26 protein-coding genes are annotated in these 26798 nt (G+C 69.0%); 7 read left to right on the top strand and 19 right to left on the bottom strand.

From position 1 onward, the window contains the following. Positions 1–149: 149 nt before the first annotated feature. The 3 genes from H0264_RS05255 to H0264_RS05245 all read right to left on the bottom strand — a co-directional run bounded on the left by H0264_RS05255 (position 150) and on the right by H0264_RS05245 (position 2778). Positions 150–770 carry a cytochrome b gene (locus H0264_RS05255; protein WP_181582915.1) on the bottom strand — a complete coding sequence of 207 codons (621 nt, stop codon included), beginning with the start codon at positions 768–770 and terminating at the stop codon, positions 150–152. Continuing rightward, positions 767–1831 (bottom strand): catalase family peroxidase, encoded by a 1065-nt coding sequence (locus H0264_RS05250; protein WP_181582914.1) that lies wholly within the window; start codon positions 1829–1831, stop codon positions 767–769. Before H0264_RS05250 ends, H0264_RS05255 begins: the two co-directional genes overlap by 4 nt. A gap of 119 nt (positions 1832–1950) precedes the next feature. Further along, positions 1951–2778 carry a hypothetical protein gene (locus H0264_RS05245; RefSeq protein ID WP_220139947.1) on the bottom strand — a complete coding sequence of 276 codons (828 nt, stop codon included), beginning with the start codon at positions 2776–2778 and terminating at the stop codon, positions 1951–1953. 70 nt (positions 2779–2848) lie between these two features. Between H0264_RS05245 and H0264_RS05240 the strand changes: the two genes are divergently transcribed. Continuing rightward, positions 2849–3508 (top strand): TetR/AcrR family transcriptional regulator, encoded by a 660-nt coding sequence (locus H0264_RS05240; protein ID WP_181582913.1) that lies wholly within the window; start codon positions 2849–2851, stop codon positions 3506–3508. A 12-nt stretch (positions 3509–3520) separates the two neighbouring features. Here H0264_RS05240 and H0264_RS05235 read toward each other — a convergent pair whose 3' ends face one another. Both H0264_RS05235 and H0264_RS05230 read right to left on the bottom strand, forming a co-directional pair. Continuing rightward, a complete protein-coding gene (locus tag H0264_RS05235; RefSeq protein ID WP_181582912.1) occupies positions 3521–3868 on the bottom strand; it encodes a DoxX family protein in 348 nt (115 codons plus the stop codon). 144 nt (positions 3869–4012) lie between these two features. Continuing rightward, positions 4013–4564: an LppU/SCO3897 family protein gene (locus tag H0264_RS05230; protein WP_231084034.1), complete on the bottom strand. Its 552-nt coding sequence runs from the start codon at positions 4562–4564 to the stop codon at positions 4013–4015. Between the two features lie 159 nt (positions 4565–4723). Here H0264_RS05230 and H0264_RS05225 point away from each other — a divergent pair, with 159 nt between their 5' ends. Continuing rightward, positions 4724–7549, top strand: a complete 2826-nt coding sequence (locus H0264_RS05225) for a helix-turn-helix transcriptional regulator (protein WP_231087236.1) — start codon at positions 4724–4726, stop codon at positions 7547–7549. 3 nt (positions 7550–7552) lie between these two features. On the opposite strand, the gene H0264_RS05220 is transcribed toward H0264_RS05225, so the two are convergent. From H0264_RS05220 to H0264_RS05200, 5 genes are all read right to left on the bottom strand, one after another. Continuing rightward, entirely contained in the window at positions 7553–8200 is a 648-nt protein-coding gene (locus H0264_RS05220) for a GNAT family N-acetyltransferase (protein WP_181582910.1), read from the bottom strand. 123 nt (positions 8201–8323) lie between these two features. Next, positions 8324–8758, bottom strand: coding sequence for a GtrA family protein (locus H0264_RS05215; protein WP_231087235.1), 435 nt, complete (start codon positions 8756–8758; stop codon positions 8324–8326). A gap of 209 nt (positions 8759–8967) precedes the next feature. Beyond that, on the bottom strand, positions 8968–10194 hold the full coding sequence (locus H0264_RS05210) for a cytochrome P450 (RefSeq protein WP_181582908.1): 1227 nt from the start codon (positions 10192–10194) through the stop codon (positions 8968–8970). A 41-nt stretch (positions 10195–10235) separates the two neighbouring features. Next, a complete protein-coding gene (locus tag H0264_RS05205; protein WP_181582907.1) occupies positions 10236–10433 on the bottom strand; it encodes a ferredoxin in 198 nt (65 codons plus the stop codon). A gap of 4 nt (positions 10434–10437) precedes the next feature. Next, complete coding sequence (locus H0264_RS05200; protein ID WP_181582906.1) at positions 10438–11076, bottom strand: DUF4097 family beta strand repeat-containing protein; 639 nt, start codon at positions 11074–11076, stop codon at positions 10438–10440. Between the two features lie 244 nt (positions 11077–11320). On the opposite strand from H0264_RS05200, the gene H0264_RS05195 reads away from it, so the two are divergent. Further along, entirely contained in the window at positions 11321–14470 is a 3150-nt protein-coding gene (locus H0264_RS05195) for an AfsR/SARP family transcriptional regulator (protein WP_244976105.1), read from the top strand. On the opposite strand, the gene H0264_RS05190 is transcribed toward H0264_RS05195, so the two are convergent. Both H0264_RS05190 and H0264_RS05185 read right to left on the bottom strand, forming a co-directional pair. After that, positions 14454–15215 (bottom strand): ABC transporter permease, encoded by a 762-nt coding sequence (locus H0264_RS05190; protein WP_181582905.1) that lies wholly within the window; start codon positions 15213–15215, stop codon positions 14454–14456. The genes H0264_RS05195 and H0264_RS05190 overlap by 17 nt on opposite strands. After that, positions 15212–16156 (bottom strand): ATP-binding cassette domain-containing protein, encoded by a 945-nt coding sequence (locus H0264_RS05185; protein WP_181582904.1) that lies wholly within the window; start codon positions 16154–16156, stop codon positions 15212–15214. Before H0264_RS05185 ends, H0264_RS05190 begins: the two co-directional genes overlap by 4 nt. Positions 16157–16340: 184 nt before the next feature. Between H0264_RS05185 and H0264_RS05180 the strand changes: the two genes are divergently transcribed. Both H0264_RS05180 and H0264_RS05175 read left to right on the top strand, forming a co-directional pair. Beyond that, entirely contained in the window at positions 16341–17216 is an 876-nt protein-coding gene (locus H0264_RS05180) for an alpha/beta hydrolase (RefSeq protein WP_181582903.1), read from the top strand. 102 nt (positions 17217–17318) lie between these two features. Then, the gene (locus H0264_RS05175; protein WP_181582902.1) at positions 17319–17768 is read left to right on the top strand and encodes a nitroreductase family deazaflavin-dependent oxidoreductase; all 450 of its coding nucleotides are present in this window, start codon (positions 17319–17321) and stop codon (positions 17766–17768) included. Positions 17769–17845: 77 nt separating this feature from the next. Here H0264_RS05175 and H0264_RS05170 read toward each other — a convergent pair whose 3' ends face one another. From H0264_RS05170 to H0264_RS05140, 7 genes are all read right to left on the bottom strand, one after another. Further along, complete coding sequence (locus H0264_RS05170; protein ID WP_181582901.1) at positions 17846–18895, bottom strand: ABC transporter ATP-binding protein; 1050 nt, start codon at positions 18893–18895, stop codon at positions 17846–17848. A gap of 46 nt (positions 18896–18941) precedes the next feature. After that, positions 18942–19754, bottom strand: coding sequence for a molybdate ABC transporter permease subunit (modB, locus tag H0264_RS05165; protein ID WP_420832079.1), 813 nt, complete (start codon positions 19752–19754; stop codon positions 18942–18944). Between the two features lie 52 nt (positions 19755–19806). After that, the gene (gene modA, locus H0264_RS05160; RefSeq protein ID WP_181582899.1) at positions 19807–20589 is read right to left on the bottom strand and encodes a molybdate ABC transporter substrate-binding protein; all 783 of its coding nucleotides are present in this window, start codon (positions 20587–20589) and stop codon (positions 19807–19809) included. Between the two features lie 5 nt (positions 20590–20594). Then, entirely contained in the window at positions 20595–20996 is a 402-nt protein-coding gene (locus H0264_RS05155; protein WP_181582898.1) for a TOBE domain-containing protein, read from the bottom strand. An 80-nt stretch (positions 20997–21076) separates the two neighbouring features. After that, positions 21077–22105, bottom strand: coding sequence for an ATP-grasp domain-containing protein (locus tag H0264_RS05150; protein ID WP_220139945.1), 1029 nt, complete (start codon positions 22103–22105; stop codon positions 21077–21079). 192 nt (positions 22106–22297) lie between these two features. Then, the gene (locus H0264_RS05145; RefSeq protein WP_181582897.1) at positions 22298–22885 is read right to left on the bottom strand and encodes a TetR/AcrR family transcriptional regulator; all 588 of its coding nucleotides are present in this window, start codon (positions 22883–22885) and stop codon (positions 22298–22300) included. Beyond that, complete coding sequence (locus tag H0264_RS05140) at positions 22885–23379, bottom strand: SRPBCC family protein (RefSeq protein ID WP_181582896.1); 495 nt, start codon at positions 23377–23379, stop codon at positions 22885–22887. The genes H0264_RS05145 and H0264_RS05140 overlap by 1 nt, the downstream gene beginning before the upstream one ends. Before the next feature lie 69 nt (positions 23380–23448). Here H0264_RS05140 and H0264_RS05135 point away from each other — a divergent pair, with 69 nt between their 5' ends. Then, the gene (locus H0264_RS05135; protein WP_181582895.1) at positions 23449–24483 is read left to right on the top strand and encodes an LLM class flavin-dependent oxidoreductase; all 1035 of its coding nucleotides are present in this window, start codon (positions 23449–23451) and stop codon (positions 24481–24483) included. Positions 24484–24524: 41 nt separating this feature from the next. Then, complete coding sequence (locus H0264_RS05130; protein WP_181582894.1) at positions 24525–26789, top strand: M20/M25/M40 family metallo-hydrolase; 2265 nt, start codon at positions 24525–24527, stop codon at positions 26787–26789. Positions 26790–26798 lie beyond the last annotated feature (9 nt).

Raw genomic sequence — 26798 nt, 5'->3', positions numbered from 1 at the left:
CGGTGACCAGCGGACAGAATCCGCCGCGATGCGGACCGCAGACGTCAAACCGTCCGAATGGAAGGCACTCAGGAGGCCGAGCACGCCTGACACCATGACCTGGAGAAAGACCTCGGTTCTGGGAGCCGCACGCCGGATGGTCCGATCCGTCAGCGGGGCCGGCGGGGCCACAGCATTCGGCGTAGCAGTCCGTCGCGCAGGGCTGTGGCGTGCCAGAGCACGGCGCACATGTGGGCGGTGAAGAGGGCCAGTAGCAGGTAGGCCAGCCACGTGTGGGCCAGGTGTAATCCGGCGTAGAGGCGGGCGTTTTCGGGGGCGATGGCGGGGAGTTGCAGGCCGTTGAGGATTCGGACCGGGATGCCCGAGGCGGAGACCAGTGCCCAGCCGAGCAGGGGCTGGAGGATGAACAGCACGTAGAGCGTGAGTTCCGAGGCTGTGGCGGCCATGCGTTCGAGGCGGGGCAGGGCGGCGGGTGGGGCGGGAGCGCGGCGGAGTAGTCGGTTGGCGATGCGGATCAGGGCCAGAACCAGGATGGTGAGGCCGACGGTGCGGTGGATGCTCAGCAGGACACCGTAATTGCCGATCGTGCCGATCAGGGCGGCGCCCAGGAACAGCATGGCGACGATCAGGACTGCCATCAGCCAGTGCAGTACTCGGGCCACGAGGTTGTAGGTCGGATCCGGCGGATCATCCTGGGGTACCGGTTGTCCCGGGGGCGCTTCGGTGAGAAGCGGTTCGGGGTAGGTGGATTCGTCGATGTACTCGCTCATGCCGATTCCTCCACGCGCAGGGGCTGGCGGGCGGCCGTCTCGCCGGCGCGGCGGCGGAAGGATTCGGCGTAGGCGGCCGAACGGGCTTGCAGCACCGGGTCATCGGAGGCGGCCAGGCCGGTCGGCAGGACCAGCGGGTCGAAGTTCACGTCCCGTACGTTGGCGGCGGTTTCGGTGGCGACATCGGTTACCACGAGGGTGCCCAGGTCTATGCGGCGGCGCTCGGCGGGCCAGGCGATGGTCGGGTCGTCGGTCGGGTCGACGCCCCGGATGCCCACCACGGCAAGCAGTTTCCAGCGCACCGGTGCGCGGCGGATGTCGCGGGCCAGGCTCGTGAAGAGTTGATCGTCGCCGGAAGTGACTGTCGCTTCGGTGGTTTCGGGTTCCAGCCGCCAGCGCACCGGCGTTCTGCGGCCATGTGCGTCCACGCATTCGAAGGCGTTGAGGCCGTGGAAGGTCGAGGTGGCGAAGCTCGCGGTGGGTGGGTTCTGTTCGATGATCCACAGGGCCGCAGCGGTTTTCGGGTGTGCGGCCAGGTAGTCGCGCACCCGGGCCGGGTCCGGTTTGCCGGTCGACGGGTCGGGGGCGTAGGCGGCGGTGCGATCGTGGAAGTCCCGGGCGGAGGCATCGGTGAAGACCGGGATATTCAGCAGCGCCAGACGCCACTCCTCGCCCGCCGAGTCGATGCGCAGACCGAATCCGCGCCGGGCCGCGGGAGTGTCGGGCGCGAACGGCTTGCCTCCGGCGAGGGAGAATCGACCGCTGAACGGATGGCTTCCCGGCCGGAACACCGTGGCGGACGACAGTTCCGCGCCCGCGCCGGTGCTGTCGAAGCGCCCCGCCACCGCAAGACCCTTGGCGTGGTTGCGCCGGTAGCCGGGCACGAATCCATTGGCCGCCTGCAGGCCGTCGACAATGCGGCGGGCGGTCAGCCGCGCGGGCCCGATCGCGTTCGCGGCGAACAGGAATCCCCCGACGCTCATCGCTCCCGCCCCGGCGGCCAGCGCCGCGCCCAGCACGGTGCGCCGGTTCGGTCGCAGCGGAATGCTCTCCCCACCCATACGTGTCTCCTCGCATCGATTCTCGAACGAGATCCACGATTGTGCGCGAGGAGGTGCGCGGGCGAACCGACACGGCGGGCGGGGCGATCAGTTCACAGTTCGGTAAGGAATCGCGCCGTTCAGACCGAGGCGGTCTCCGAGACCTGTTGCGGGGCAACGGTCCAGGCCGGGAGGGGTGGGGTCATGGGGTTGGCGGTGGGGCGGCCGCCGGCCCGGCGGGATCGCGGAAGCCACAGGGACACAATCATTTCGCTGCGGTCGAAGATCTTCTCGGCACGCAGGGCGGCCGGTAGGTGCGCGCCGAGGGGAGGCTTGCCGGCGATGGCGGCCAGGGAGGCTTCGGCGGCGGTCTCGGGCTCGCCGGAGGTGACGCGCCCGGCAATGGTGTGGATGGCGATCTGGTTCTCTTCGGGCTGGTAGAGCAGCCATGCGCCGCCCAGGCCGGATTCTTCGGCGGCGTCACGCATGGCGGGCCAGGCACGCTCGAGCTCGGGGCGGGGGTCGCCGCCGGTGTAGGTGTAGCGCTCGAAGCGGTCGACCGCGTGCTCGGTCAGCGGGGTGAAGTTGTGGGCTCCGGCGACGCGCCAGATGTGCCGGTCGACGCCCAGGAAGAAGGGCCGGTCCCAGAACTTCACGCCGGGTTCGAACTCCAGCTCCTCGGTGGTGAAGCGGCGGTACTCCCGCACGCTGTCCCAGGTGTCGAAGAGGTAGCGCCCGCCGGTCAGCACCTCGCCGGTGACGGGGCTGTAGCCCGCGGGCATGTACTTCATGAGCATGCCCGGACGCTCATCCATGACGCGGCGCTCGACCTCCTGATAGTTCACCAGATCGGGCATCGATACCTCCGCCGCGACAGCGAAATCCGAGGTGAAAGCCGCTTCGGCGGCAATGGGACCGACTTCGTATCCGCGAATGTCCACGGTGAGCTCCTTCAATTCGAGTGACACCCGAACAGTAATTGAGCACCGCTCAACTTTCAAACAGCGATCAATAACAGGGCGCTGTATGCTCGAGCACATGCCGCCCGCCACCCGCCGCGAACTCCGCCGTGCCGAGACCATCGCGGAGATGAAATCCATCGCCCGCGCGACCCTGGCCGAGGAGGGCGTCGAAGCGGTGTCATTGCGGGCCATCGCCCGCGAGCTGGGCATGGCTTCGGGAAACGCCTACAGCTACTTCGCGACCCGGGAAGCGCTGCTGGCGGCGCTGGCCGTCGATATCCGCGGGGAGCTGGCGCGCACCCTGGAGCAGGCCCGCGCCGCCGCGAACACCCCTGCCGGACAGGTCATTTCCCATGGCCGGGCGTATCGCGAATGGGCGCTGAAACACCCCCACGAGTTCCGGCTCGTCTTCAGCCGCGCCGGCCAGCACACCACCGACCAGGCCGATTACGAATTATGTTTGGGCATAGTCGGATTGGCTGCCCAGAGCGCGCAGTCCGGGCCTGTCCGCGACTACACCTGGGCCGACATGAACGAGTCCTTCGTAGCGATCGCCCGGGATCGTTTTCCCGGGCTCACCCCTGCGACTCTCGCTCTGGGACTGCGCATCTGGGGCCGCATGCACGGCCTGGTGACCCTCGAGATCGACGGCGTCCTGGGCCCCCAGATCGCCGACCCGGCGGCCCTCTACGACGATGAACTCGAGTCCCTGGCGACCGCACTCGACCCGCGGTGACCGGCTACCGGGTCAGGCGGCGAAGCCGAGACCCATGGCCGCCGCCACCGGGATCAGGTAGAGCAGGGGGAAGGGCAGGCTGGCGTAGACGCGGGCGCGCAGGACCGTGATCAGCGCGCCGGCGAAGTAGAGGATGAGACCGATGGCGGCGGCCACACCCATGTAGGGGATGAACAGGCCGGCGATCAGCCCGAGCGCGCCCGCGCCTTTGGCCAGGGCCAGCGGGGTCCACCACGACTCGGGGACCGAGTACTGCTTCAGCGGGTCCACGACGAAAGCGGCGCGGCGGTAGAGCGAGACGGCCGAGAAACCGACCCAGGCGGCAGCGAGGACGGTGACGATGACATGGGCGATCGACATGACTGACTCCAATTTCTTTGCGGGAGAATGCGATACCAGTCGTCCGTGGACGTCTGGCCTGGAGCCGGAATCTGGGGCGTTGCTCGTCTCAGGCGGCTTCGTCGAGGTGACGACGTAGCCCGCCCGGGTGTGACATCAAGGCGTTCAGACGTTCTGGAGGCAGAACGTGACCCGCGGATCGGACAGGATGATGACGCTGTCGGTGTCCGCGCCGCACAGGTTTTCGTCCGACTGGCCGTCGATGCGGGACAGCACCTGGAAACTCGCTTCGGTGGAGGCGCATTCGGCGAACTGGTAGCCGGTGAGCATGCTCTCGTGGTAGCAGGCGCCCTCCTGGAAGTTCGGGGCCAGGCAGAGGAAGGAGCGGGTCGCGCCGTTCAGGGTTTCCTCGTAGGAGGTGTAGTCGGAGGCGCATTCGGTCTTGGTGTTGTGCACCTGCGCCACCTTGTAGACGGCCTTCGGGGAGGCGCAGTCGACCGGCTCGGTCTCGGAGTCGAACATCGAGCCCTTGAGCACATTGATGCAGTCACCGACCTTCGAGCGGGCGGTGTCGGACTTGCCGACGTCCTGGACGGCGTCGGCGCCCTTCTGCAGGGCCGAACAACCGGTCAGCGCCAGCGCGGCCAGCACCGCCGCGACCGGCAGCAGCCGCCGCGATCGCCGTGTAGCCGTCGAATCCATCCGTACCAAGGACACGTACCTCTCCCATTCACCGTCTGATCGAACGCGGACCACCCAACCCGGTCGGGGTCGCGGGGAGCATCCGTGGAAACACGGGATCGGGCCGGAACCCGGATGAATCCGGCAGCGGGCTAGGCTCCGCCAGAGGGGCAGTTCACCGGAGAGGAGTGCGCGATCGACCCGTTCGTCGGCCGCAGGCGCGAACTCGCCACCCTCGACGCGGCGGCCCGGGCCGCCGGCGGTCCGGGCGTGTACCTGGTGGAGGGCCCGGCTGGAATCGGAAAGTCCCGGCTGCTGCGCGAATTCGCGAGCCGGGCCCAGGCTCGCGGCCTGCGCACAGTCGTGGTGGCCGCCACCGAATTCGAGCAGTCCAGTCCGCACTTCCTGCTCATGGACATTGCCGACCGGCTCGACGCGGAAAACTCCGAGGCGGTCTCGGCCGGCTCCGGCATCCGGGAATCGGCCCGCTGGCTGCGGCAGCGGCTAGAGGCCGTACCGACCGTCCTGATCATCGATGATGCGCACTGGGCGGACACGGCATCGCTGCGGGTACTGGCAGTACTGCTGCGGCAGTTGCCCGAGTCGGTGCGAGTGGCGGTGGCATATCGCGAGGGCCAGTTCCCCGACGCACTCGGCTCCCCTCTGCGCGCGACCGGAGTGACGGTGGCGCACATAGCCGTTCCCCCGCTGTCACCCACCGAGGCAAGCGCCCTGCTCCCCGGGATTCCCCCGGGCCGACGGGAGGTGCTGGTCGATGCGGCGCATGGGAATCCGCTCTATCTGCAACTACTGGCGGACCTCACCCCAGCGGAGTTCGACGCCGTCGTCCGGGCCGATGATCCGGCTGCGAGTCGAGCCGAGCATGCGACGGCGGATCGCACGGATCACGCCGTGCCGGATCAGGAGAGTCATGCGCAACCGGACCGGGTAGGTCATGCGGCACTGGACCGGACCATACGGGCCGAACTCGCGCAGCTGCCGGAGCGGGAACGTCTGGTCGCGCAGGCCGCTGCCGTCTGCGGCGCGACCTCGGACATGGAGTTGCTCTGTGCCACAGCCGAAGTCACGCGCGAGGAGTTGAGCGGGGCGGTTGATGAGCTGGCGCGGCGCGGGTGGATCACCGTCACGCGCGGGACGCTGGCTTTCCGGCATCCGCTCATCCGCACCGCCGCCTACCGGCTCGCCGGGGAAGGCTGGCGAGCCGATGCGCACACACGCGCCGCGCAGGTGCTGCGGGCCGCCGACGCACCGCTGCTCACGCGCGCCCGTCATCTGGAACACGCCCTGGGTGGCTGCGACGAACTGGCAGCCGCCGAACTCGTGCGGGCCGCGGAGCTGGCGCTCGGCACCGCACCAGCGGTCAGCGCGCGCTGGATCGAAGCGGCCCTGCGCACCGCGCCGCAGTACCGCGGCCCGGCCGGATTCTCAGCCCGGCTGCGGTTGGGGCAGGCCCTGCTGCTGTCGGGATCAGCGGAGCGAGCACGGGATTCGCTCGAACCACTGCTCCCCGCAGCACCTCTCGTCGATGCACCGGCGAATACCGAAGGGACCGAGGCGGTGCTGTGGTTCGCGCGCTGTGAGCGGATTCTCGGTCGGGTGGACAGTGCTCGGAAGCTTTTGGAACAAGCCGTCTCCCGGCTGGGTGGCACGGCGAGCGGGCCGATTCGGCTGGAGTTGGCCATGCTCGAACTTCAGGACAATCGTGATGCCGAGGCGGCGGGGCGGATTCGTTCGTTGTTCGAGTCGGGGGCGGTCCGTGATCCGGCTATCGGTGCGGCCGCACTGACGCTGCGGAGCATGGGGCATCTCAATGGGCTGGATCTGAAGGCGGCCGCCGCGGATTACCGTGTGGCAGAACGTGAATTCGCCCGGCTCACCGATGCTCAGCTGGTCGATGGCCTGCCGGCCGTCGCGGCGCTGGGCTGGATGGCGTATTTCCTCGACGATCAGCGCACCGGCCTGATCCATATCGAACGCGCCCTCCGGGTGGGGCGCAGCCGCGGACGCAGTTTTATCCTGCCGGAACTGTATGCGGTGCACGCCTATTCGCTGGCCAAGCTGGGGCGCTACGAGGAGGCGCTGGCGGCGGCCGAAGATGCCGCCGAAACCGCCGGCCTGTACGGGTATCCGGGTGTTGCTCCGCTGGCGGGTGCGGCGAAGCTTCGGGTCCTGGAGGACACGGCATCTCGCGAAGAGGTGCTCGCCTGGTGGCACACCCTCGATGCCCTGCCCCGCCCCGCCATGCGGTGGTGGCGTGGCGTGGTCGACGCCGCCCTCCTGGAGATAGCCGCCCGCCTCGGCCTCGATCCCCCGCGTCCGGAACCGAATCCGCTATCTGCGAACGGAACCCCTGCCGGGTCCGCCCCACGAGTGCATCCGATGCGCGCCGCGGAGCTGTCCATGGCCGCGCTGGCCGCGACGGCGCGGGGTGACCTGGATCCCGCCGCCGCACTCCTGGCACAGGCGGCAACCGTCGCCGAACAGCTCGGCCTCCCCGGCCAGCGCGCCGCGGTCGCGCGCGCCCGCGCCGAATATCTCTGCGCAAGCGGCGATCTCGACGGAGCACAGCACGCCGCTGATGCCGCGATGGACGATTACGCCCAGGCGGGCATGCCTGTCTTCCGCGCGCGAACCCTGCTGGTGGCCGCCCGGATCGCGGGGCAGCGCGGCGATTTCACCGCGGCGACCGCACACATATCGGCCGCCCGATCGGCGTTCGCCACCGCCGGCGCACACACCCTGATCGACACCGCCACCACCGCCCAGCGCCGCCTGGCGGGTCATCGAACCGTCACCGGCGCAACCACTTTGACCGCCCGGGAACGAGAGGTGGCGCACCTGGCGGCCCAGGGCCTCACCAACAAGGACATCGCCGCCCAGCTCTACCTCAGCCCGCGCACCGTGGAAGATCACCTCGCCCGAATCCTCCGCAAACTCGGCCTCACCAGCCGCGCGGGCATCGCACACCGCCTGGCGGCCATGGACGCTCCCGAACCCTGAGCCCTACCCGACCGACTCCGGCCGCACCATGGTCTGCTGGTGAACTCGCTTGCCCTGGAATCGCATTCCGGGGATAACCGGACGCTCCCCGATCGCCGAGAACCCCATTCGCGTGAAAAACCTTACAGCCCGCACATTCTCGACCTGTGTCTGCAAATGACAACCGGGCGAACCATTTCCGTCCAACCGCTCGAACCAGCGCCGCATCAGTGCTTCCGCCGCCCCGGTTCCGCGCGCTTCCCGCGCCACCGCGATATGCAGATGCGCGGGCCAGCGCGGGTCGATGAACTCACCGGAGGTCGGCTGCCGCCGCACGGCCGCCACCGCACTGTCGAGCATGGCGCGGCCGAAGAACGCGGCGGGCTTGCGGCGCAGGAACAGTCTGTGCGCCCGAATGGCCTGTTCGATCCGCTCGTTCTCGCCGGGAAGCGCCGCACCATCCAGGCACCCCGCCAGATAGCCGGCCAACTCCCCGTCCACGACGGCCACGAACACCGATTCGGGTTCGAGGTCGAGGTAGGGATTCAGGTAGATGGCCGCCTCCGACTCCGGATCTCCCCACAGTGACGCCACCGGCGAACCGGCCCCCGCCCGTTTGTACAGCTCCCACAACCCTTTCCGATCCGCCTCCGCGAACCCGCGAACTTCCACCTCGTTCTCCCTTCCACCCGGCCCGCCCGCTACGACATCCAACGTCGCTGCCGGGCGGGAGGTTTCGGCTACCGCTGCGCGGCACGGCCGTGGCGACCAGCTTTCGTCCACGGCCGCGTGCACTCAGAAGACGAAGCCGCGCAGCGCCAGGAAGCGAGCGCCACCGACGGCGGCCATGAGGGCCATGACGGCACCGGCCTGAGCGACCTCGCCGAGTCCGGGGGCGAAGGATTCGAGGGCGGCCAGGGCGGCGGTGCTGATTGCCAGCCCGATCAGCGCCAGGCCGCCGCCCTCCCACTGGGCCTTGAACCAGCCGACGCGGGCGGCGGCGCGGAAGGTGAGGCGGCGGTGCAGTTCATTGGCGATGATCGTGCTGACAATGGAGCCGGCGATATTGGCGATCAACGGGCCGGCACCGGTGAGGGCCGTGAACAGCAGCACGTAGGCGATATTGCTGGAACCGCCCACCAGGGCGAAGCGGATGAGCTGGGCGAAGGCGTGGTCGCCGCGCAGGAACCCGGCGAGGCGGGCGGGGCGGTCGAACCATTCGGCGGGGATGAGCGGCTGGGTGGCGATGGCGGTGCTGGTCACGAGAACTACTTTCGCCAGCGGCACTGACATGGGGCTGTCATGGCGCTGACACCGCTACTGACAGCACTGTTCGCGCCGGTCGAAGGCCGGAATCCAGCTGTCGTCGGACGCGCGGAAACGCCGCGAGGGCGGAGATCCGTGGGATCTCCGCCCTGTGGCGTTCGCGGGTTCGGGTATCAGCGCGGCGTCTCCGTCCAGGTGACCGGAAGTTCATGGACGCCGTAGATATTCATGTCGGTGCGCAGTTTCACCTCGTCCGCCGGGATGGCGAGCCGAAGGGTCGGGAACCGGCGCAGCAGCCCCGCGAATCCGGCGCGCATTTCGATGCGGGCCAGCTGCTGACCGAGGCACTGGTGTGGGCCGTGACCGAAGGCGACCTGGCCGCGCGCCTTGCGATGGACGTCCAGGGTGTCCGGGTTCTCGAAGCGTTCCGGATCGCGATTGGCGGCGAGCAGGGAGAGGACGACGGTCGACCCCTTGGTGATGGTCTCGCCGCCGAGTTCGATGTCCTCGGTGGCGTACCGGTAGAAGATGTCGGCGACGGACAGGTAGCGCAGTAGTTCCTCGACGGCGTCGGGCATCAACTCCGGGTTCTCGCGCAGCGCGGCCAGCTGGTCGGGGTGCTCGAGGAGCGCGAAGGTGCCCAGCGCCAACATGTTCGCGGTGGTCTCGTGTCCGGCGAGCAGCAGCAGGAAGGCGATGCCGACGAGTTCCTCGATGCCGAGATCGTCGTCGCGGGCGAGGTCGGACAGGATGTCCTCGCCGGGTTCGGCGCGCTTGGCGACGACCAGTCCGGCCAGGTAGCTGGTCATGGCCCCGAACGCGGCCATCTTCTCCTCCAGCGTCTGGTCCTTGACCAGGAACTGAGCGGAGTTGACCTGGAAGGTTTCCCGGTCCGCGTACGGCACGCCCAGCATTTCGCAGATGACCAGCGACGGCACCGGCAGCGCGAATTCCTTGACCAGATCGACCGGCGGGGTCAGCTGTGCCAGGGCGTCCAGCTGCCGTTCGGTGATGTCGGCGATGTGCTGTTGCAGCTCCTTCATGCGGCGAACAGTGAAGGCGCCGGTCAGCTTTCGCCGCAGCCGGGTGTGGTCCGGCGGGTCCATGGCCACGAACAGGCCCGGGATCTGCGGGGACGGTTCGGTGGCGACGGGCATGCCGGGGGTTTCGTAGGGCACGTGCACCACGCCGAGATCCTGGCGGGAGCTGAATCGGGTGTCCACCATGACTTTTCGCACGAATTCGTGTCCGGTGACGAGCCAGCCCTCGTGCCCGTCCGGGAAGACCATCGGGCTGACGGGGTGGGCCGCGCGCAGCCGGGTGATGGCGCTGGGCGGGTCGAAGGGGCCGGCGTCGCGGTCCATGGGCAGGCCCTGGGGGACGGGTACGGTGCGGGTCATGGGAGCTGTCCTTCCGTGAAAGATGTTGTGTCGCAGGTGGGTCAGTCGGCGGCGAGGGCGAGTGCGCGGGAGGGGCACAGTTGCACGGCCTCGCGCACGGCGGCCTGCTGTCCGGGGCCGGGCGTGGCGTCCAGCACCAGCACCCGGCCGTCCGCGTCGTCCTGATCGAAGACGTCGGGGGCGGTCAGAGCGCACATGCCGGCGCTGATGCAGCGCTCCCGATCAACTCTGAGTTCCATGGCGTCAGGCGGCGTCGGCGTGGCGGATGACGACATTGCCGTAGGAGTTCCGTGCGTACACCTGCACGATGTCCTCGCCGTTCGATGCGGCGGGCAGTGTCAGGTTCTGCACGATGCCGGTCTGGGCATTGGTTTCCAGTCGTGCGGTGCTGCCCGGGTGGATGCCGATCTCCAGGTCGCCCATGGAGGTTTCGACGCGCAGTACGCCGCGCGTGGCCTCGGCGATGCGGATGTCGCCCTTCGAGACCTTGGCGGTCACCGCGCCGCGGGTGCGATCCAGCACGACGTCGCCGGCGGAGACCTCCACCGTGCTGTCGCCGAGTTCGCCGCTGCTCAGCACGCGGCCGACCCCGGCGGTGGCCTGCAGTCGCGAGCCGGTCGGCACCTGGATGGTGACCTCGATGGTCGGGTTGCCGCCGAACGGGGTGTGGGTGCGCCAGTCCTTGGCCGCCCGCACGGTCAGTACGCCGTCGGCGAAATCGACCGTGGTGTTGGCGGCGGCCCGCACATCGGCCTTCTTGGCGGCGTCGGCCGGGCGGACCTCGACGACGGTGTCGGTGCGGTCGGAGGCGATGACGGTGACATTGCCGGAGAGCACGTCCACGGTGAGGGAGATCGGGGCGGGGGTCTGGAAGGTGGTCATGGCGTGCTCCTCGGGCTGAGTCCGTGTGAACCGGATGGCCTGCGGTGGTCCGGAAGCCGCACTCGCTGTGCTGTTCACGAGGACTACTGTCGCCAGACCCGCTGATACGGGCCTGACACCGCCCTGACACGGCTGACAGCCTGGCGTTATCCCAGGTCAGAGGGGTTGTGAACGGTCGACCAGCGAGCTGCCAGAGGGTCACGGCAGAATGGTCCGGGTGCAGATCGGCGTGCTGGGACCACTCGTGATCCGAACGGATGACGGCGGATTGATCGAGGTATCGGGTTCGCGGCTGCGAGCCCTGTTGATCGCGCTCGCGCTGGAACCCGGCCGGGCCGTTCCCAAAACACAGCTGGTCGACTGGATTTGGGGCGAGCAGCCGCCGGCGGACGCGGCGAATGCCTTGCAGGCGTTGGTGTCCCGCCTGCGCCGGGCGCTGCCGGACGGGTCGCTGGATGTGCAGGCGGGTGGCTACCGGCTGGTCGTGGACCCGCAGGCGGTCGACGCCGTGCGATTCGAGCAGCTGCTCGAAACCGCTCGCGGCGGTACGGATGTGCAGCGCGCTCCGCTGCTGCGCGAGGCGCTCGAACTGTGGCGCGGCGCGCCCATGCGAGATGTCGACGTGCGGGAGAGCGGGGCCGTCGATGCCGTGGTCGCCCGCTTCGAGGGCCTGCACCTGGCGGCCCTCGAGGACCGGTACGAAGCCGAGGTCCGCCTCGGCCGGGGTCCGGAACTGATCGCCGAGCTGACCGAAGAGGTGGGCCGCAATCCGCTGCGGGAGCGGCTCGCCGCCGCCTTGATGCGGGCGCTCGCCGCGGCGGGCCGGGGTTCGGACGCTTTGACCGTCTATCAGAAGACGCGCGAGACGCTCGCCGACGAGCTCGGCGTGGACCCCTCCCCGGAGCTCTCCGAACTGCATGTGGCCTTGCTGCGCGGTGAGGTCGGCCCGCGCGAGGAGGACCGCAAGACGAACCTGCGCGCGGAACTGACCAGCTACGTCGGCAAGACCCCCGATATCGCCGTGGTGCGTGAACTCCTTGCGGGACACCGGCTCACGACGCTGACCGGTCCGGGCGGCTCCGGAAAGACCCGTCTCGCACTGGAAACCGCACGCACCCTGCTCGAGGATCTGCCGGACGGGGCGTGGCTGGTGGAGCTGGCGGCCCTCGGCGCGAACGGCGATGTGGCGCAATCCGCTTTGGCCGCACTCGGTTTGCGTGACGCGCTGCTGGGCGGCGGGGCGAACGCGGATCCGATCGACCGGCTCATCGCGGCGCTGCGCGAACGCGAGGCGCTGCTGGTGCTCGACAACTGCGAGCATGTGATCGAGGCCGCGGCGGCCTTCGCGCATCGGGTGCTCGGGGAGTGCCAGGGGTTGCGGATCCTGGCGACGAGCCGGGAGCCGCTGGGCATTACCGGCGAGGCGATCTGGCAGGTGGTGCCGCTGGCGCTGCCGCCCGACGACGCGGATCCCGCGAAGATCGAATCCTCCCCGGCCGTGCAACTGCTGCGGGATCGGGCCGGCGCCGTGCGTCAGGATCTCGCCGCCGATGCCGCGACACTCGAGACCATGGCGCGCGTGTGCCGGGCGCTCGACGGCATTCCGCTCGCCATCGAATTGGCGGCGGCTCGCCTGCGCACCATGTCCCTCGATCAGCTCGCGACGCGGCTCGACGATCGTTTCCGCCTGCTGACCGGTGGCAGTCGCACCGCCATCCCGCAGCATCGAACCCTGCGCGCGGTGGTGGACTGGAGCTGGGAGCTGCTCTCCGACGCCGAACGATCGGTGCTGCGCAGGCTGGCCGTCTTCGCGGGCGGCGCGAGTCTCGAAGCGGCCGAACAGGTTTGCGCGAGTACGGAATACGGCTCCGACAGGACGGCGGGGACCGAGGCATCCGGGAACGCGGGCGTCGAGCAGTGGGAGGTGCTCGATCTGCTGACCGCGCTGACCGAGAAGTCGCTGTTGCTCGTCACCGAGGTCGACGGCCCGCGCTATCGCATGCTCGACACCATCCGGCGCTACGCCCTGGACCGGCTGCACGAGTCCGGTGACGCGGATGCCGCACGCCGAGCGCATCTTTCGTACTTCACCGGCTTGGCCGCGACCGCGGAGCCGCAACTGCGCCGCGCCGAGCAGCTGCACTGGCTGGCTGTGCTCGGCGCCGAGCACGACAATATCGCCGCGGCCATGCGGGGCGCGCTCGCCGCCGGTGACGGCGCGGGAGCGCTGCGGCTCGCGGAGTCCGCCGGCTGGTACTGGTGGCTGGCCGGGCACAAGGCCGAGGGCCTCGAATTCGTCACCGCGGCAGCCAATTCCACGGGCGAGGTGGACGATCACACCCGGGCCACGGTGTACGGCCTGGTCGTGCACTTCCTGAGTGCGGGCCGCAATGACGAACAGCAGCTGGCGGAATGGATCCGCAAGGCGCATCAGCTCGCCGGGGACAGCCGGGGGCATCACCCTGCACTGAGTTTCGTAGGCGCGCTGGAGCGGCTGCTGCACGGCCCGGATCAGTACCTGCCCGCCTTCGAATCCCTGCTCGCCGACGATGATCCGTGGGTGCGGGCGCTGGCGCGTTTGCAGCTGGGCAAGATGCGCACCCTGCTCGGTCAGCACGAGGACGCGGACGAGTATCTGGAAACGGCGCTCGCCGAGTTCCGGGCGCTCGGTGAACGCTGGGGCATGTCGTTCGCGCTCACCGAACTCGCCGATCGCCAGGCCATGCACGGCGAATTCGCCTCCGCCTGTATGCTTTTCGACGAGGCCGTGGTGGCGGTCACCGAGGTCCGCGCCCTGGAGGACGTGGCCCGCATGCGATCGCGGCAGGCGCAGCTGTACTGGCTGCTGGACGATCCGCAGGCCAGCGCCGCCGCCTTCGCCGACGCGCAGCGCTGCGCCGATCAGGCCGCGTGGCCGAGCGCGCTCGCCGAATTGGCTGCGGCCAGAGCGGAAGTGGCCCGCTGGGACGGCGACACCGCGGAGGCGTCCCGCCGGCTCGACCTCGCCACCACCATGCTGGGCGACGAGGCGAAGTACCCGCACAACAGCGCGATGATCAACAATCTGCGCGGTTATCTGGCAACGGATCTCGACCAGGCCCGCACCCACCACGCGGTGGCCTTCCGTTCGGCCTCCGAGGCCGGCCACGCCCCCCTGATCTCCCTGGTTCTGCTCGGCGTCGCCGACCTGGCCCTGCGGGACGGTCAGACCGAGCATGCCGTGCAACTGCTCGCGGCGAGCACGAAAATCCGTGGCCTGCCGGATCGTTCGCTACCGGATGCGGCCCGCATCGAGCGGGAAGCACGAAATCGCCTCGGTGACACTGGGTTCACCGAGGCGATGGGGGCGGAATCGGATTGGCAGGAACTGGTCGCTACTACACTCGCTTGTTGAAAGTCGCACGGCTCCAGAAGAATCCGACGATGGCAAAGCCGGCGCACCAGGCCAGGGCCGCGGCGGTGTAGCCGCCGGACGGGTGGCCGGTGAGGAAGCCGCGCAGGGATTCGATGATCGGCGTGAAGGGCTGGTACTGAGCGAACTGGCGGACACCCTGGCCCATCTGGTCGGCGGGGACGATGGCGCTGCTCAGAAAGGGCAGCATGATCAGCGGGACCACGCTCATGCCGGCGGATTCCGGGGTCTTGGCGGCCATGCCGAGCGCGACCGTCAGCCAGGAGGCCGCGAACGAGGTGGCGATCATGACGCCGATGGCGCCGAGCCAGTCGGCCAGGGTCGCCGGCGAGCGGAAGCCCAGCAGGAAGGCCACGCCGATGACGGCGGTGATGGCGATCAGGTTGGTGAGCATGGTGGCCACGACATGGCCGATCAGAATCGCGTTGCGGGACACCGACATCACCTTGAAGCGGTTGATGATGCCCTTGGCCATGTCGGAGCTCACCGACACCGCGGTGCCGGAGAGGCCGTAGCTGATGGCCAGCAGGATCATGCCGGGGGTCGAGTAGTTGATGTAGTCCTCGCCGACATTGAACGCGCTGCCGAAGACATACACGAAGATCAGCATCATGACGACCGGCATGAGCGCGGCGTTGAAGATGGTGACCGGGCTGCGGCCGATGTGCTTGAAGTTGCGGCGCAGCATGGTCGAGGAGTCGGCCAGCGAAGCGGTGATGGTGGTCATGATGCGACAGCCTCCGTGGTGGCGTGCCCGGTCAGGGCGAAGAAAACGTCATCGAGATCAGGGGTGTGGATCGAGACGTCCTCGGCCTCGATCGAGTGGGCGGCGAGTCGATCCAGCAGGGCGCGAAGCGATTTCGTGCCGCTGTCGCCCGGCACCCGCAGGGCCAGGGACTCGTCGTCGGGGGTGGAGCCGGGCAGGATGCGCGCCGCCTCCGTCAATTCCATTGCGGTGCCGAAGCGCAGGCGGATGTGGCTGCCGGGCACGCGTCGCTTGAGTTCCGCCGCAGTGCCTTCCGCGACGATGTGGCCCTGGTCCAGCACCGCGATGCGGTCGGCCAGCTGATCGGCCTCCTCCAGGTACTGGGTGGTGAGGAAGATGGTGACGCCCTCGTCGGTGAGCTCGCGGACGATCTCCCACATGGTGCGCCGGCTGCGCGGGTCCAGGCCGGTGGTCGGCTCGTCGAGGAAGACGATCTCCGGCTTGGTCACCAGCGTCATGGCCAGGTCCAGCTTCCGGCGCATGCCGCCGGAGTAGGTGGAGGCGAGCTTGCCCGCCGACCCGGTCAGATCGAAGCGCTCCAGCAGGTTGTCGACCACCCGCTTGCCCTCGGCGCCCTTCATGCGATGCAGGTCCGCCATCAGCTGCAGGTTCTCCACACCCGTCAACAGGTCGTCCACCGCCGCGAACTGCCCGGTCACGCCGATGATCTCGCGCACCTTCTCGGGCTGGGTCGCCAGGTCGTGCCCGCCGATGCGCGCCGATCCACCGTCGGCCTTCTGCAGCGTGGTGAGCACGTTGACCGTGGTCGTCTTACCCGCCCCGTTCGGCCCGAGCAGCGAAAAGATCGTGCCCGCACCGATATTCAAATCGATACCGTCGAGGATCGTCTTGTCCCCGTATGCCTTCCGCAGCCCGGTCGCTGCGATTGCCGCGTTGTTCATGTGGAGTACTTTCGCGACCGCGCCTGATATGGACCTGACACCGACCTGACACGCCCCCTCCCGCCATATTTTTCCTGTTCAGTGCCATGTTTTGCGGTCCAGCACGGCCGGGTGAGCCGGGCCGACGACAGAGCCGTCGGTTGCCCGGCGGAATTCCGCCACGTCCCGTACTGTTCCCGGCACCATGGCAACGAGTACCGAACGCTTCACATTCACGAACAATGGCGACCAGCTGGTCGGCGTGCTGCATCTGCCGCAGGGCGCGCCGATCGCGTCGGTGGTCACCACCGGCCCCCTGACGTCGGTCAAGGAACAGGCTCCCGGGGCCTATGCGCGGGCGCTCGCCGAACGCGGCTTCGCCGCCCTCGCCTTCGACCACCGCAGCTTCGGTGAAAGCGAAGGCGAGCCACGGCAATTCGAGAACCCCATCGGCAAGGCCGAGGACATCCAAGCCGCGGTGACCGCCCTGCTCGCCCACGACCGCACCCGAAACCTGCCCGTCTTCGCGGTGGGCGTGTGCGCCGGCGCCGGCTACATGGCCCGCGCCGTAGCCGACGACCCGCGCATCCGGGCCTACGCCGGTGTCGCGGGCTACTACTCCGACACCGCCGCCTACCCGTCCAGCCAGGAAGCCCTCGATCGAGGTCGCGCCGCCGAACAGAAATGGCGCGAAACCGGTGTGTCCGAACAGATTCCCGCCGTAGCCGACGGCGGCGGCGACGTAGCCATGCCCCTGCAGGAAGCCTACGAGTACTACGGCACCCCCCGCGGCGCGGTCCCCAACTACACCAACGCCTTCGCCGTCCAATCCCTCGCCTACACAGGCGGATTCGACGCCCAGGAAGCAGCCGCCCGCTTCACCCAGCCCTTCCTCCTGGTGCATTCGGAGAACGCACTGGTCCCGCCGTTCGCCCGCAAGTTCTTCGCCGCCGTCCCCACCCCCAAATCCGAACTCTGGCTGCAATCCCAGGGCCAGATCGACTTCTACGACGACCCCCACCTCATCTCCCCCGCCACCGACGCCGCAGCCGAACTCTTCCGCGCAGTCCTCGCCGACTGACCCGAATCGCCCGGATTCCTCTACTACAGGGCGTAGTCAACCACTACAGTGGCGGACGGAGGCGAGCACGCTTCATTCGAGGCGGCCGCTGGAGGAGGGTCGATGTCCGACCGTGCACCTGTTCGCACCAGACCTCGTGCGCTGCTGAGGTTCTGGCGCGTCAACAATTGGGTCGTGCGCAAGCTGACGTGGCTCAACCCGTATTGGGTCTTGCTGGAAACAGTTGGGCGGAACACAGGCTGCCCGCGCCGCACACCACTGGCGACCGGACCGATCGACAACGGTGCGATGTTGTTCATCGCGGTACACGGCAGGCGTGCAGCCTGGGTACGCAATATCGAATCCAATCCCACCGTTCGCGTGCGGAAGTGGTTTCGCTGGGTGACCGGCACCGCGACAGTTCATGAACTCACTCCGGCCGAGTACGAACGATTCAATCGATATGCACGTCTAGGCCCGACGACGTTCGGACTCGACTATGCGCCACCGACGCTCGTCCGAGTCCACCCCGTACACCCACGAGGTGATTCTTCGGCCGCCGTCGGTCAATGAGGAGGACGACACCTCGTATATTCCGTGGCCGAGGGGATCGCGGGTATCGCCCTGGCCGGACTGCCGGTCGCGGCGGGCTAGGCGGGGTAGCTGTGGATCTCGGTCGCCTTGACGGCGGCCCAGATTCGCATGCCGGGTTGCAGGCGCAGGTCGGCGACGGCGGCGGGGGTGATGTCGGCGAGGACGGATGGGGCGCCGTCGAGGCGGACACGGGTCACCGTGGCGTGCTGTTCGAGGCCGGTCACGGTGACGGGCCACATGTTTCGGGGGCTGCCCGAGGGTTGTTCGGTGTGCAGACTGACCGCGGTGGGCGGGAAGGCCAGGAAGACCCGGCCGCTGGCCGCGTCGGCGGCGGTGAGGGTCCCACCGGTGTCGACGACCACCGTGGTGCCGGTGGCGACACCACGAAACAGGTTGAGGCCGACCAGGTTTGCCACGTAATCGGAGCGGGGGCGGCGAGCGATGTCGGCAGGGGCGCCCTGCTGGATCACAGCGCCCTTTTCGAGGATCACCAGACGATCCGCGAGGACCATGGCGTCCAGGGGATCGTGGGTCACCAGGATGGTGTGGCCGGTGTAGTCGCGGAGGTGGTGGGACAGGTCGGCTCGGACCTGGAGGCGGGTGCTGGCGTCGAGGGCGGCCAAAGGTTCGTCGAGGAGCAGCAATTGGGGGTCGGTGGCGAGGGCTCGGGCCAGGGCCACCCGCTGGGCTTGGCCGCCGGAGAGGCGGCGCGGGGTGCTCTGGGCGTGCTCGGCCAGGCCCACGCGGGCGAGCCATTCGGCGGCGCGGGTGCGAGCTTCGGCGCGGCGGACGCCGCGGGCGCGCAGGCCGAAGGCAACGTTCTCCAGGGCCGAAAGATGCTGGAAGAGTAGGTAATCCTGGAAGACGACGCCGACGCGGCGGTGTTCGGCGGGCACGAAGACACCGGGTGGAGCATCCCAGATCTGGTCTGCCACGGTGATGCTGCCGCCGGTGAGGGGCAGCAGCCCGGCCAGTGCGCACAGGGCGGTGGACTTGCCCGCACCATTCGGACCGAGTACCGCGACGACCTCGCCGGGCTCGGCGGTCACGGTGAGGTCGAGTTCGAATCGAGGGCGTTCGACGCGCAGTTCGGCATGCAGTGTCATCGCGCTCCTCCCGGCGCGGCAGGCCATCCGCGCACTGCCGCCGTCGTCATACCGCGCCTCGAATCCAGCGCTCGCGCAAGGCGACCAGGACCGCGACCGAGACAGTGAGCAGCACCAGGCTGAGCACGATGGCGGCGTCGGGGTCGGTTTCCAAGGCCAGGTAGACCGCCAGTGGCATGGTCGTGGTCTTGCCGGGGAAGTTGCCGGCGAAGGTGATGGTCGCGCCGAATTCGCCGAGGGCGCGGGCCCAGCACAGGACGGAGCCCGCGATCACACCGGGCAGCACGGAAGGCAAAGTGACTCGGCGGAAGGTGTACCAGGCGGAGGCACCGAGGGTGGCGGCGGCTTCCTCGAACCGGGTGTCGGCGGCGCGCAGCGCACCTTCCACCGAGATCACCAGAAACGGCATGGCCACAAAGGCTTCCGCGATGATCACGCCGGTGGTGGTGAACGGCAGTGATACGCCGAACCAGTCGTTGAGGTACTGGCCGAACAGCCCGCGCCGCCCGAAGACCAGCAGCAGCGCCACACCTCCGACCACCGGCGGCAGCACCAGCGGCACGGTCACCAGAGCCCGGATCACGCCGCGCCCCGGTACGTCGGCCCGGGCCAGCAGCCAGGCCAGCGGAATGCCGAGGACCAGGCAGATGACGGTGGCGAGGGTGGCGCAGTACAGCGAAAGCCGCAGCGCCTCACCGACTTCAGGGCTGAACAGTCGATCGGTGAGAGTGGGCCAGGGTGCGCGCACCAGCAACCCGATCAGGGGAAGGGTCAGGAAGGCGAGGGCGCACAGGGCGGGGAGCACGAGGATGACCGGCCGTCGTCCGCGTGCTGCCCGCCGTCGCGCCGAGGCGCCGATCACCGGCACCCCTCGCCGCGTGCCCGGCCTCGGTCGTGAATCACCTGATGCCTCACGGTGTTTCGAATCCCGCGTCGGTGAAGACCTGCTTGGCCTGGGCGGACGTGATGAAGTCGACGAACGCTGCGGCGGCGGATCCGTTGGGCGCCTTGGCCAGAGCAGCGATCGGATAGGTGTTGACCGCCTTGGTGGATTCGGGGAAGTCGATGCCTTCGACCTTGCTGCCCGCGGCCTTCACATCGGTGCGGTAGACGAGGGCGGCGTCGACCTCGCCCAAGGTCACCTTGGTGAGGACCGCCTTCACGTCCTGCTCGCGGGTGTCGGGCTGGGGGGTGATGCCGGCGGCCTCGAATACTCTCTTGGCGGCGGCCCCGCACGGCACCTGCTCGGCGCACAGGGCCAGCTTCGGGTCGGTCTTGCCGAAGTCGGCGAGGCCGGTGATGTGTCCGGGGTTGCCCCTGGGCACCGCGATCTCGAGCCGGTTGCCGGCGAAGGTGGCCGGTTGGCCGGTGACCTCGCCGGCGTCGACGACCTGCTGCATATTGGCCGGGGCGGCGGAGGCGAAGACGTCGGCGGGCGCGCCCTGTTTGATCTGTTCGGCCAGGGCGGAGCTCGCGCCGAAGCTGTACACCACCTTCACGCCCGGATGCGCGGCTTCGAAGTCCTTGCCCAGCTGGGTGAAGGTTTCGGTCAGCGAGGCCGCCGCAAACACCGTGACGGTGCCCTTGACCTGGCCCGAGCCGCTGTCGGCCGGGTCATCGGAACCGCATCCGGCCAGTCCGGCGGTGACGGTGAGTACGGCCGCGACGGCACCGAGGCCGCGGAGTGTCATCATCCTCATCAACTTTCTGGTATCTCGACCACGACATTGGTCGATTTGATCGAGGCGACGGCAATGCTGCCGACCTCCAGGCCGAGTTCGTCCACCGACTCCCGGCTCACCAGCGATACCAGCCGGAACGGCCCGGCCTGCAGTTCGACCTGAGCCATGACCGTGTCCTTGACGATGCGGGTGACGATGCCGCGCATGCGGTTGCGCGCCGATGCCTTGACGGTGACGCCGGGCTCCGGGGTTTCGGCGTAACTGCTGCGCAGGACCTCGGCCAGCTCGGCACCGCGCACGCCTTTGCGGCCGCTGTCGAGGCGGACCTCGCTCAGCCGCCCCTGGTCGATCCAGCGGCGCACGGTGTCATCGCTGACACCGAGCAGAGCGGCCGCCTCACTGATCCGCAAGTTCGTCACGAGAGGGATACTATTCCCTCATTCGCGGAGTATTACCAGCGATACTTCCGCGAAATCGCCTCACCCGAGTTCGGCGGGGGCTATACGGGGACGGCGGCTTGCGGGCCGGAGAGCAGGTCCGGGAGTTCCGGGCGCGGGGCGACCTCCATGACCGCCTCGGCCACCGCCAGGCGGACGCCCAGCCGGGGCGGGTGATCCAGGCCCGAATCTCCTTGCAGGAGCAGGCGAACCGCCGCCCAGGGCAGGTTCACGCCGGCGAAGGCCGTCTGGAACAGACCGGCCGAGGGGCGCGGGTTGGCTTCCAGCAGGACCGGCTCGCCCGCAAGGTGACGCAGTTGCACATTGGTCAGATACGCCAGTTCGAAATGCTCGACGAACTGCCGCGCGAGGCAATCCAGCCGCGGGTCGTCGAGCAGGGTGCGGAAGCGACCGTGCTTGGCGCGGGGAATGCTCATCAGCAGTTCGCCGCCCGGCGCGGACAGGCAGTCGATGCTGATTTCCGGGCCGTCGAGGAAGGGCATGACGAGCAGTTCGGGGACGCGCTCGCCCTGGTCGGCGGCGTGGCGCAGGGCCTGCGCCACGGCGGCGACCGAGGCCACCGGACGAGGCGGGGCCAGCAGGCTCGCCAGGCTGAGCGGGCGGTCGTCGAGAATCCGGAATCCGAAGGCCGAGTACTCACCGCACGGTTTGACACACAGGGTGTCCGCGGTGCGGGAGAGCTCGTCGACGGCCGTACAAAGGGCGTCGGCGTCGGACACCACTCGCCACGGCGGCACCGGAAGTCCTGCGGCACCGGCCATTTCGTAGGTGCGGACCTTGCTGGTGAGCACCTGCACCGCAGATGGCGGCGAGCACATGACGCGGGTGCCGATGGCCGCGAACTCCGCGATGCGCCCGGCGAGCGCGCCGAGCCGCCGCGGCGGAATCAGCACGTCGATGCGGTGGGTGCGGCAGAAGTCGAGGGCGAATCGGGCGTAGTCGTCATTGCTCACATGCCGGGGCTCCACGGCCGCGATATCGCAGACCGACAGCGCCGCCGCGCCCGGATCCACATTGCTCGCGTAGATGGTGACGTCGACTCCGTCGGGGTTCTGCCGCAGCAACCGCATGATCTGAGCGGTTGCCGCCCCTGCGCTGCTCAGCCAAATCCGAAGCGTTATGGCAACGCTCCTCTCCTGTTTCATGCGGCCGAGCGGTGCGAGCCTGGGCAGCGATCCGGTGGTGGGCGGATCGTAGCCCGGTTCGGTGTCGGGCACGTTTCGGCGAGGAGGACCGCCGGTTGCCTTGTGACCGTGCGACATTCACCCGGCGTTCGGGGCACCCCCGAGGGCCCGGAAGAAACTGCCGAGTTCGGCGACCACCTCGTCGAGCGGAGCGGTGGAGCGCTGCACCCGGCACAGGATGACCGCGCCCTCGACGGCGGCCACCGCGGTGGTCGCAAGTCGTTGTGCGCGTGCGGGTTCCACGCCGTCACCGCGGAGCGAGGCCACGATGGCGTCGTGCCAGCGCTGGAAGATCTCGGCCACGGCCGGTTGCAGATGCCGGTCGTCGGGTGACCCGCCGACCGCTACCGACACGACCGGGCAGCCCGCGGCGAAATCCGACTCGCGCAGGATAGCGGACCAGAACTCACCGAAGCGGTCGAGGGCGGCGAGCGAGCCCGCGGCGCTGCCGTGTTCGATAATGGCCGCGATGGCATCGCCTGCGAGCGTGAGGGATTCGCTCATGAGCTGGGCGCGCCCGCCTGGAAAGTGGTGGTACACCGAGCCGCGCGGGGAACTGCTGCGGGCCAGCACGGCATCCACGGTGACCCCGGCCGCGCCCCGCTCGCGCAGCAATTCGACTGCGCTGTAGAGCATTTTGTCGCGGGTGCCGGTGCGCGGGGCCATCAGCTGCCCGCTTCCAGGAGCTGCCGGAAGCCGTCGAGGTTGGCGGTCATGGCGGCCTCGAACTCTTTCAAGCGGCGCGCGATGATGCGAGCCTCCTTGTCCGGCATGGCCGCAATGGCCATGGACAGTCCGGACGGGCCGGGGCCCAGGCGCGCCCACTGGCGCACGAGCACCCCGTCGCCCGCCGCTTCGACCTCGAAACCCCAGGTGCTGCTGACCTCTTCGCCGGCGACGATGTTCCAGGTCCAGCGGCTCCGGTCCTCGACCTCGGCGATCACGCAGTCGGTGGTCCATTCGCCCAGATGCTGATTGCGGTTGTGGCCGCGGAACCGGCTGCCGACGGCGACCCGCGGTTCCCCCAGCCATTCGACCCGCTGCAGTTCGGGCGAGAACCGCGCCGGCAGTTCGATATCGGTGAGCACTGCCCAGGCCGCATCGATATCGGTGCGGATCTTCAGGGTGGCCTCGACGGTCGGACAGTCTCGCAAACGCATGCCGGGAGACTAACACTAAGTTCTATGGCAGAGTGCATAATCACTGCCACCGCGAGACTGAGGATGCGTATGAAGATCGGCGTGGTGATCGAACCGCGACTGCCCGGAGCGGTCGAATTCGTCCAGGAATTGGAACGACTCGGCGTCGCCTCGGTGTGGGTGCCGGAGGTGTGGGGGTACGACGCGCTCACCGGCCTCGCCTATGTCGCGGCGCGCACGGAACGAATCGAGCTGGGCACCTTCGTGGTTCAGCTGGGCTCGCGCAGCCCGGCGCTGCTGGCCACCTCGGCCGCATCCCTGCAGGCGCTGTCGGGGCAGCGGTTCAAACTCGGCATCGGGGTGTCGGGGCCGCGCGTGATGGAGGGTTTTCACGGCGTGCGATTCCGGAAACCGGTGCAGATGACCCGGGAGACCATCGAGATCGTGCGGAAGGTCGGCCGCGGTGAACGGCTGGAGCACGACGGGCAGGTGTATCGGCTGCCCCTGCCGGACAGCCGGGGTCGCGCGCTGACGCCGCTGGTCATGCCCACTCACATTCCGGTCTACGTGGCCGCCATGGGTCCGGCGAATCTGCGGCTGACGGGTGCGCGGGCCGACGGCTGGCTGGCCAATGCCTTCATTCCGGAGAGCGCGGAGGTCTTCCTCGGCCCGCTGCGCGAGGGCGCCGAATCCGCCGGGCGCTCGCTCGCCGACCTGGATCTGGTCGCGCCGGTCGCGGTCGAGATCACCGGCGGCGCCGCGGAAACCGCTGCGGCACAACGCCGCCACGCCGACGGCTACGCCTTCACCATCGGCGCGATGGGCGCGGCGGCGGACGACAATTTCTACAATGCCGCCTTCGGGCGGCTCGGGTTCGCCGACGAGGTGGCGGAGGTGGCGCGGCTGTGGCAGGCCGGGCAGCGGGACGAGGCCCGCGCGGCGGTCCCGCTCGAACTCGGTTCGCTGACGAATCTGCTGGGCACGCCGGACGATATCGCCGCCCGGCTGGACCGGTATCGCGAGGTCGGCATCTCCACCATGCTGGCCAAACTGGACGGTAATTTCGAATCGCAGCTGGCCACGGCGGCGCGGCTGGTGGAGATCGCGGGCCGTGTCTCCTCCTAATTGCTGACGCCGCCGGGCGATTCCCGTGCCACTATCGGACCATGCGGGTGGGTCGAGAGATTTCGGGATTGCTGGCATTCGCACTACTGCTCGTCGTCGTGCTGGCGACGGCCTGGGAGCAACAACCACACGGGTATCGGGACGACTCCGCGCCCGGCGACGTGTTCAGCGCCGCACGGGCGTACCGGACCATCGAGGAGATCGCGCAGCGGCCGCACGCGGTCGGCACGGCCGAACACGACCGGGTGCGTGACCATCTCGTGGGCGAGCTGCGAAAACTGGGTCTGGAGACCGAGATTCGCAGTGGCATCGGACGCTGGCCCGAAAGCATGAAACGTGCGGAGGTCGGCATCGGGCGCGCCGACAATATTGTCGCGCGGATCCCCGGCACCGCTCCGACCGGGACGGTTTACCTTGCGGCCCACTATGACTCCGTGCCGTCCGCGCCCGGCGCGAACGATGACGGGGCCGGTGTGGCGGCCATCCTGGAGACGGCCCGCGTGCTGCGCGAGAGCGAAACCGGGCTGCGCAACAATGTGGTGCTGCTGCTCACCGACGCCGAGGAACCGGGGCTGCTCGGCGCGGATGCCTTTGTGGCGGCGGGTGATTACGACCGGGACGGCGGCGTGGTCGTCAATCTCGAGGCCCGCGGCGCGGGCGGACCGCCGCTGCTGTGGCGGCTGACCCGGCCCGACGGCGATCTGGTTCGCACTGTGGCGCAAGCGGTTCCGCGTCCGAACACCGATTCGCTCACCACCGCGCTGGCCGGGGATCAGACCAGCAGCAATACCGACTTCGCCGCCTTCGAGCCGGGCGGATTGCGGGTGCTGGACTGGGCTTTCGTGGGCGAGAGCGTCTACTACCACAATCGGCTGGACGATCCGGCGCACGTGAACCTCGCGACCCTGCAGCAGCTGGGCGACAATACCGTCGCGCAGGCACGGGATTTCGGCGAGCGGGATCTGCGCGCACTGGACGATCCGGCGGACAAGGCATATTTCACGCTGCCCTTCGGGGTGCTGGTCGTGGTGGCGCCGTGGGTGATGATCGCGCTCGCGGTGCTGGCCCTGGCCCTGGTGGCGTGGATCGTCTGGCAGGTGCGCCGGGCCGGGGAGACGAGCATCCGCCGGGTATTGCTCGCCGCGGCAACGGCATTCGTGGCGGTGCCGCTGGCCATGGCGGTGGTGTACGGATGGTGGTGGCTGGTCGGCCGCATCCGGCCCGAATTCGCCGCCGCGCCGGTCGATCCGTACGATCCGGAGTTCTATCAGGCGGCGGTCATCGTGCTGTCGGTCGCGGTGCTCGCGTTCTGGTGGGTGTTCGCGCGCCGGATGTTCGGGCCCACCGCGGCCGGAGTCGGCCTGCTGACCTGCGTGACGGTGGTCGGTGCGCTGTTCGCGGCGGTGGCTCCCGCCGCGTCGGTGCTGCTGATGGTGCCCGCGTTCGCCGCCGCGGCGGCGGTGGCGCTCACCTTCGTGACGCCGGAGTCGCTGCGGCTGCCGGTGCTGACCGTATTCCTGCTTCCGGCAGCGCTTTTCCTCGGCGGCTCGCTGTGGTCGGGGGTGCAGGCCGGGCTCACCAGCGCTCCGTTCCTGGCCGCGCCGCTGCTCGTGCTGCTGGGCGGATTGCTCATGCTCACGCTCACCCATGCCTGGCCGCAGCGGCGCGGGTGGGCGATTCCGGTGGCCGGGCTGGTGCTCACCCTCGTGCTGACGGCCACCGGGCTGGCGCTGTACAAGGTGGATGCCGCGCATCCGCGGTTGTCGCAACTGATCTACGCGCTCGATGCGGACAGGCGTGAAGCACAGTGGCTTTCGACGCAGCAGCCGGACGACTGGACCCGGAACTTCGTCAGCGGAACCGCGCCCGGCGGGGTCTTCGCCGAACTGTGGCCCAAGGCGGTATCGAGCGAACCCACGGGTGCACAGTCGATTTCGGCGCCGGTCGCGGAGATCCTGTCCGACACGACCGAGAACGGCAAGCGGAAGGTGACATTGCGGGTCCGGTCCACGCGCGCCGCCACGCGCATCGATCTGCGCTGGGGAGATGCACCGGTCGAATCGCTGCGAGTGGCCGGTCGGGAGATAACCCTTTCGGAGACTGCGGGATTCCGATTCTTCGCGCCGCCGGCCGAGGGCGTGGACGTGGAGTTGATCGTCCCGGCGGGACCGCTGCCGCTGCGCTTGACCGACTACAGCTGGCTGCCGGATTCGGGGGTGGAGACGTATCCGCCGACTCCGGAGGACACCTACCTCCGGCAGGACAGCGCGTGCGCCGTCACCGTCACGGTGCCGGGCTTGCAGTGAAAATTACTG

Origin of the sequence: Nocardia huaxiensis (genome assembly GCF_013744875.1) — a bacterium.
Classification (GTDB): domain Bacteria; phylum Actinomycetota; class Actinomycetes; order Mycobacteriales; family Mycobacteriaceae; genus Nocardia; species Nocardia huaxiensis.
The sequence above is the reverse complement of the archived record's forward strand: the minus strand, read 5'-3'. Positions and strand labels throughout refer to the sequence as shown.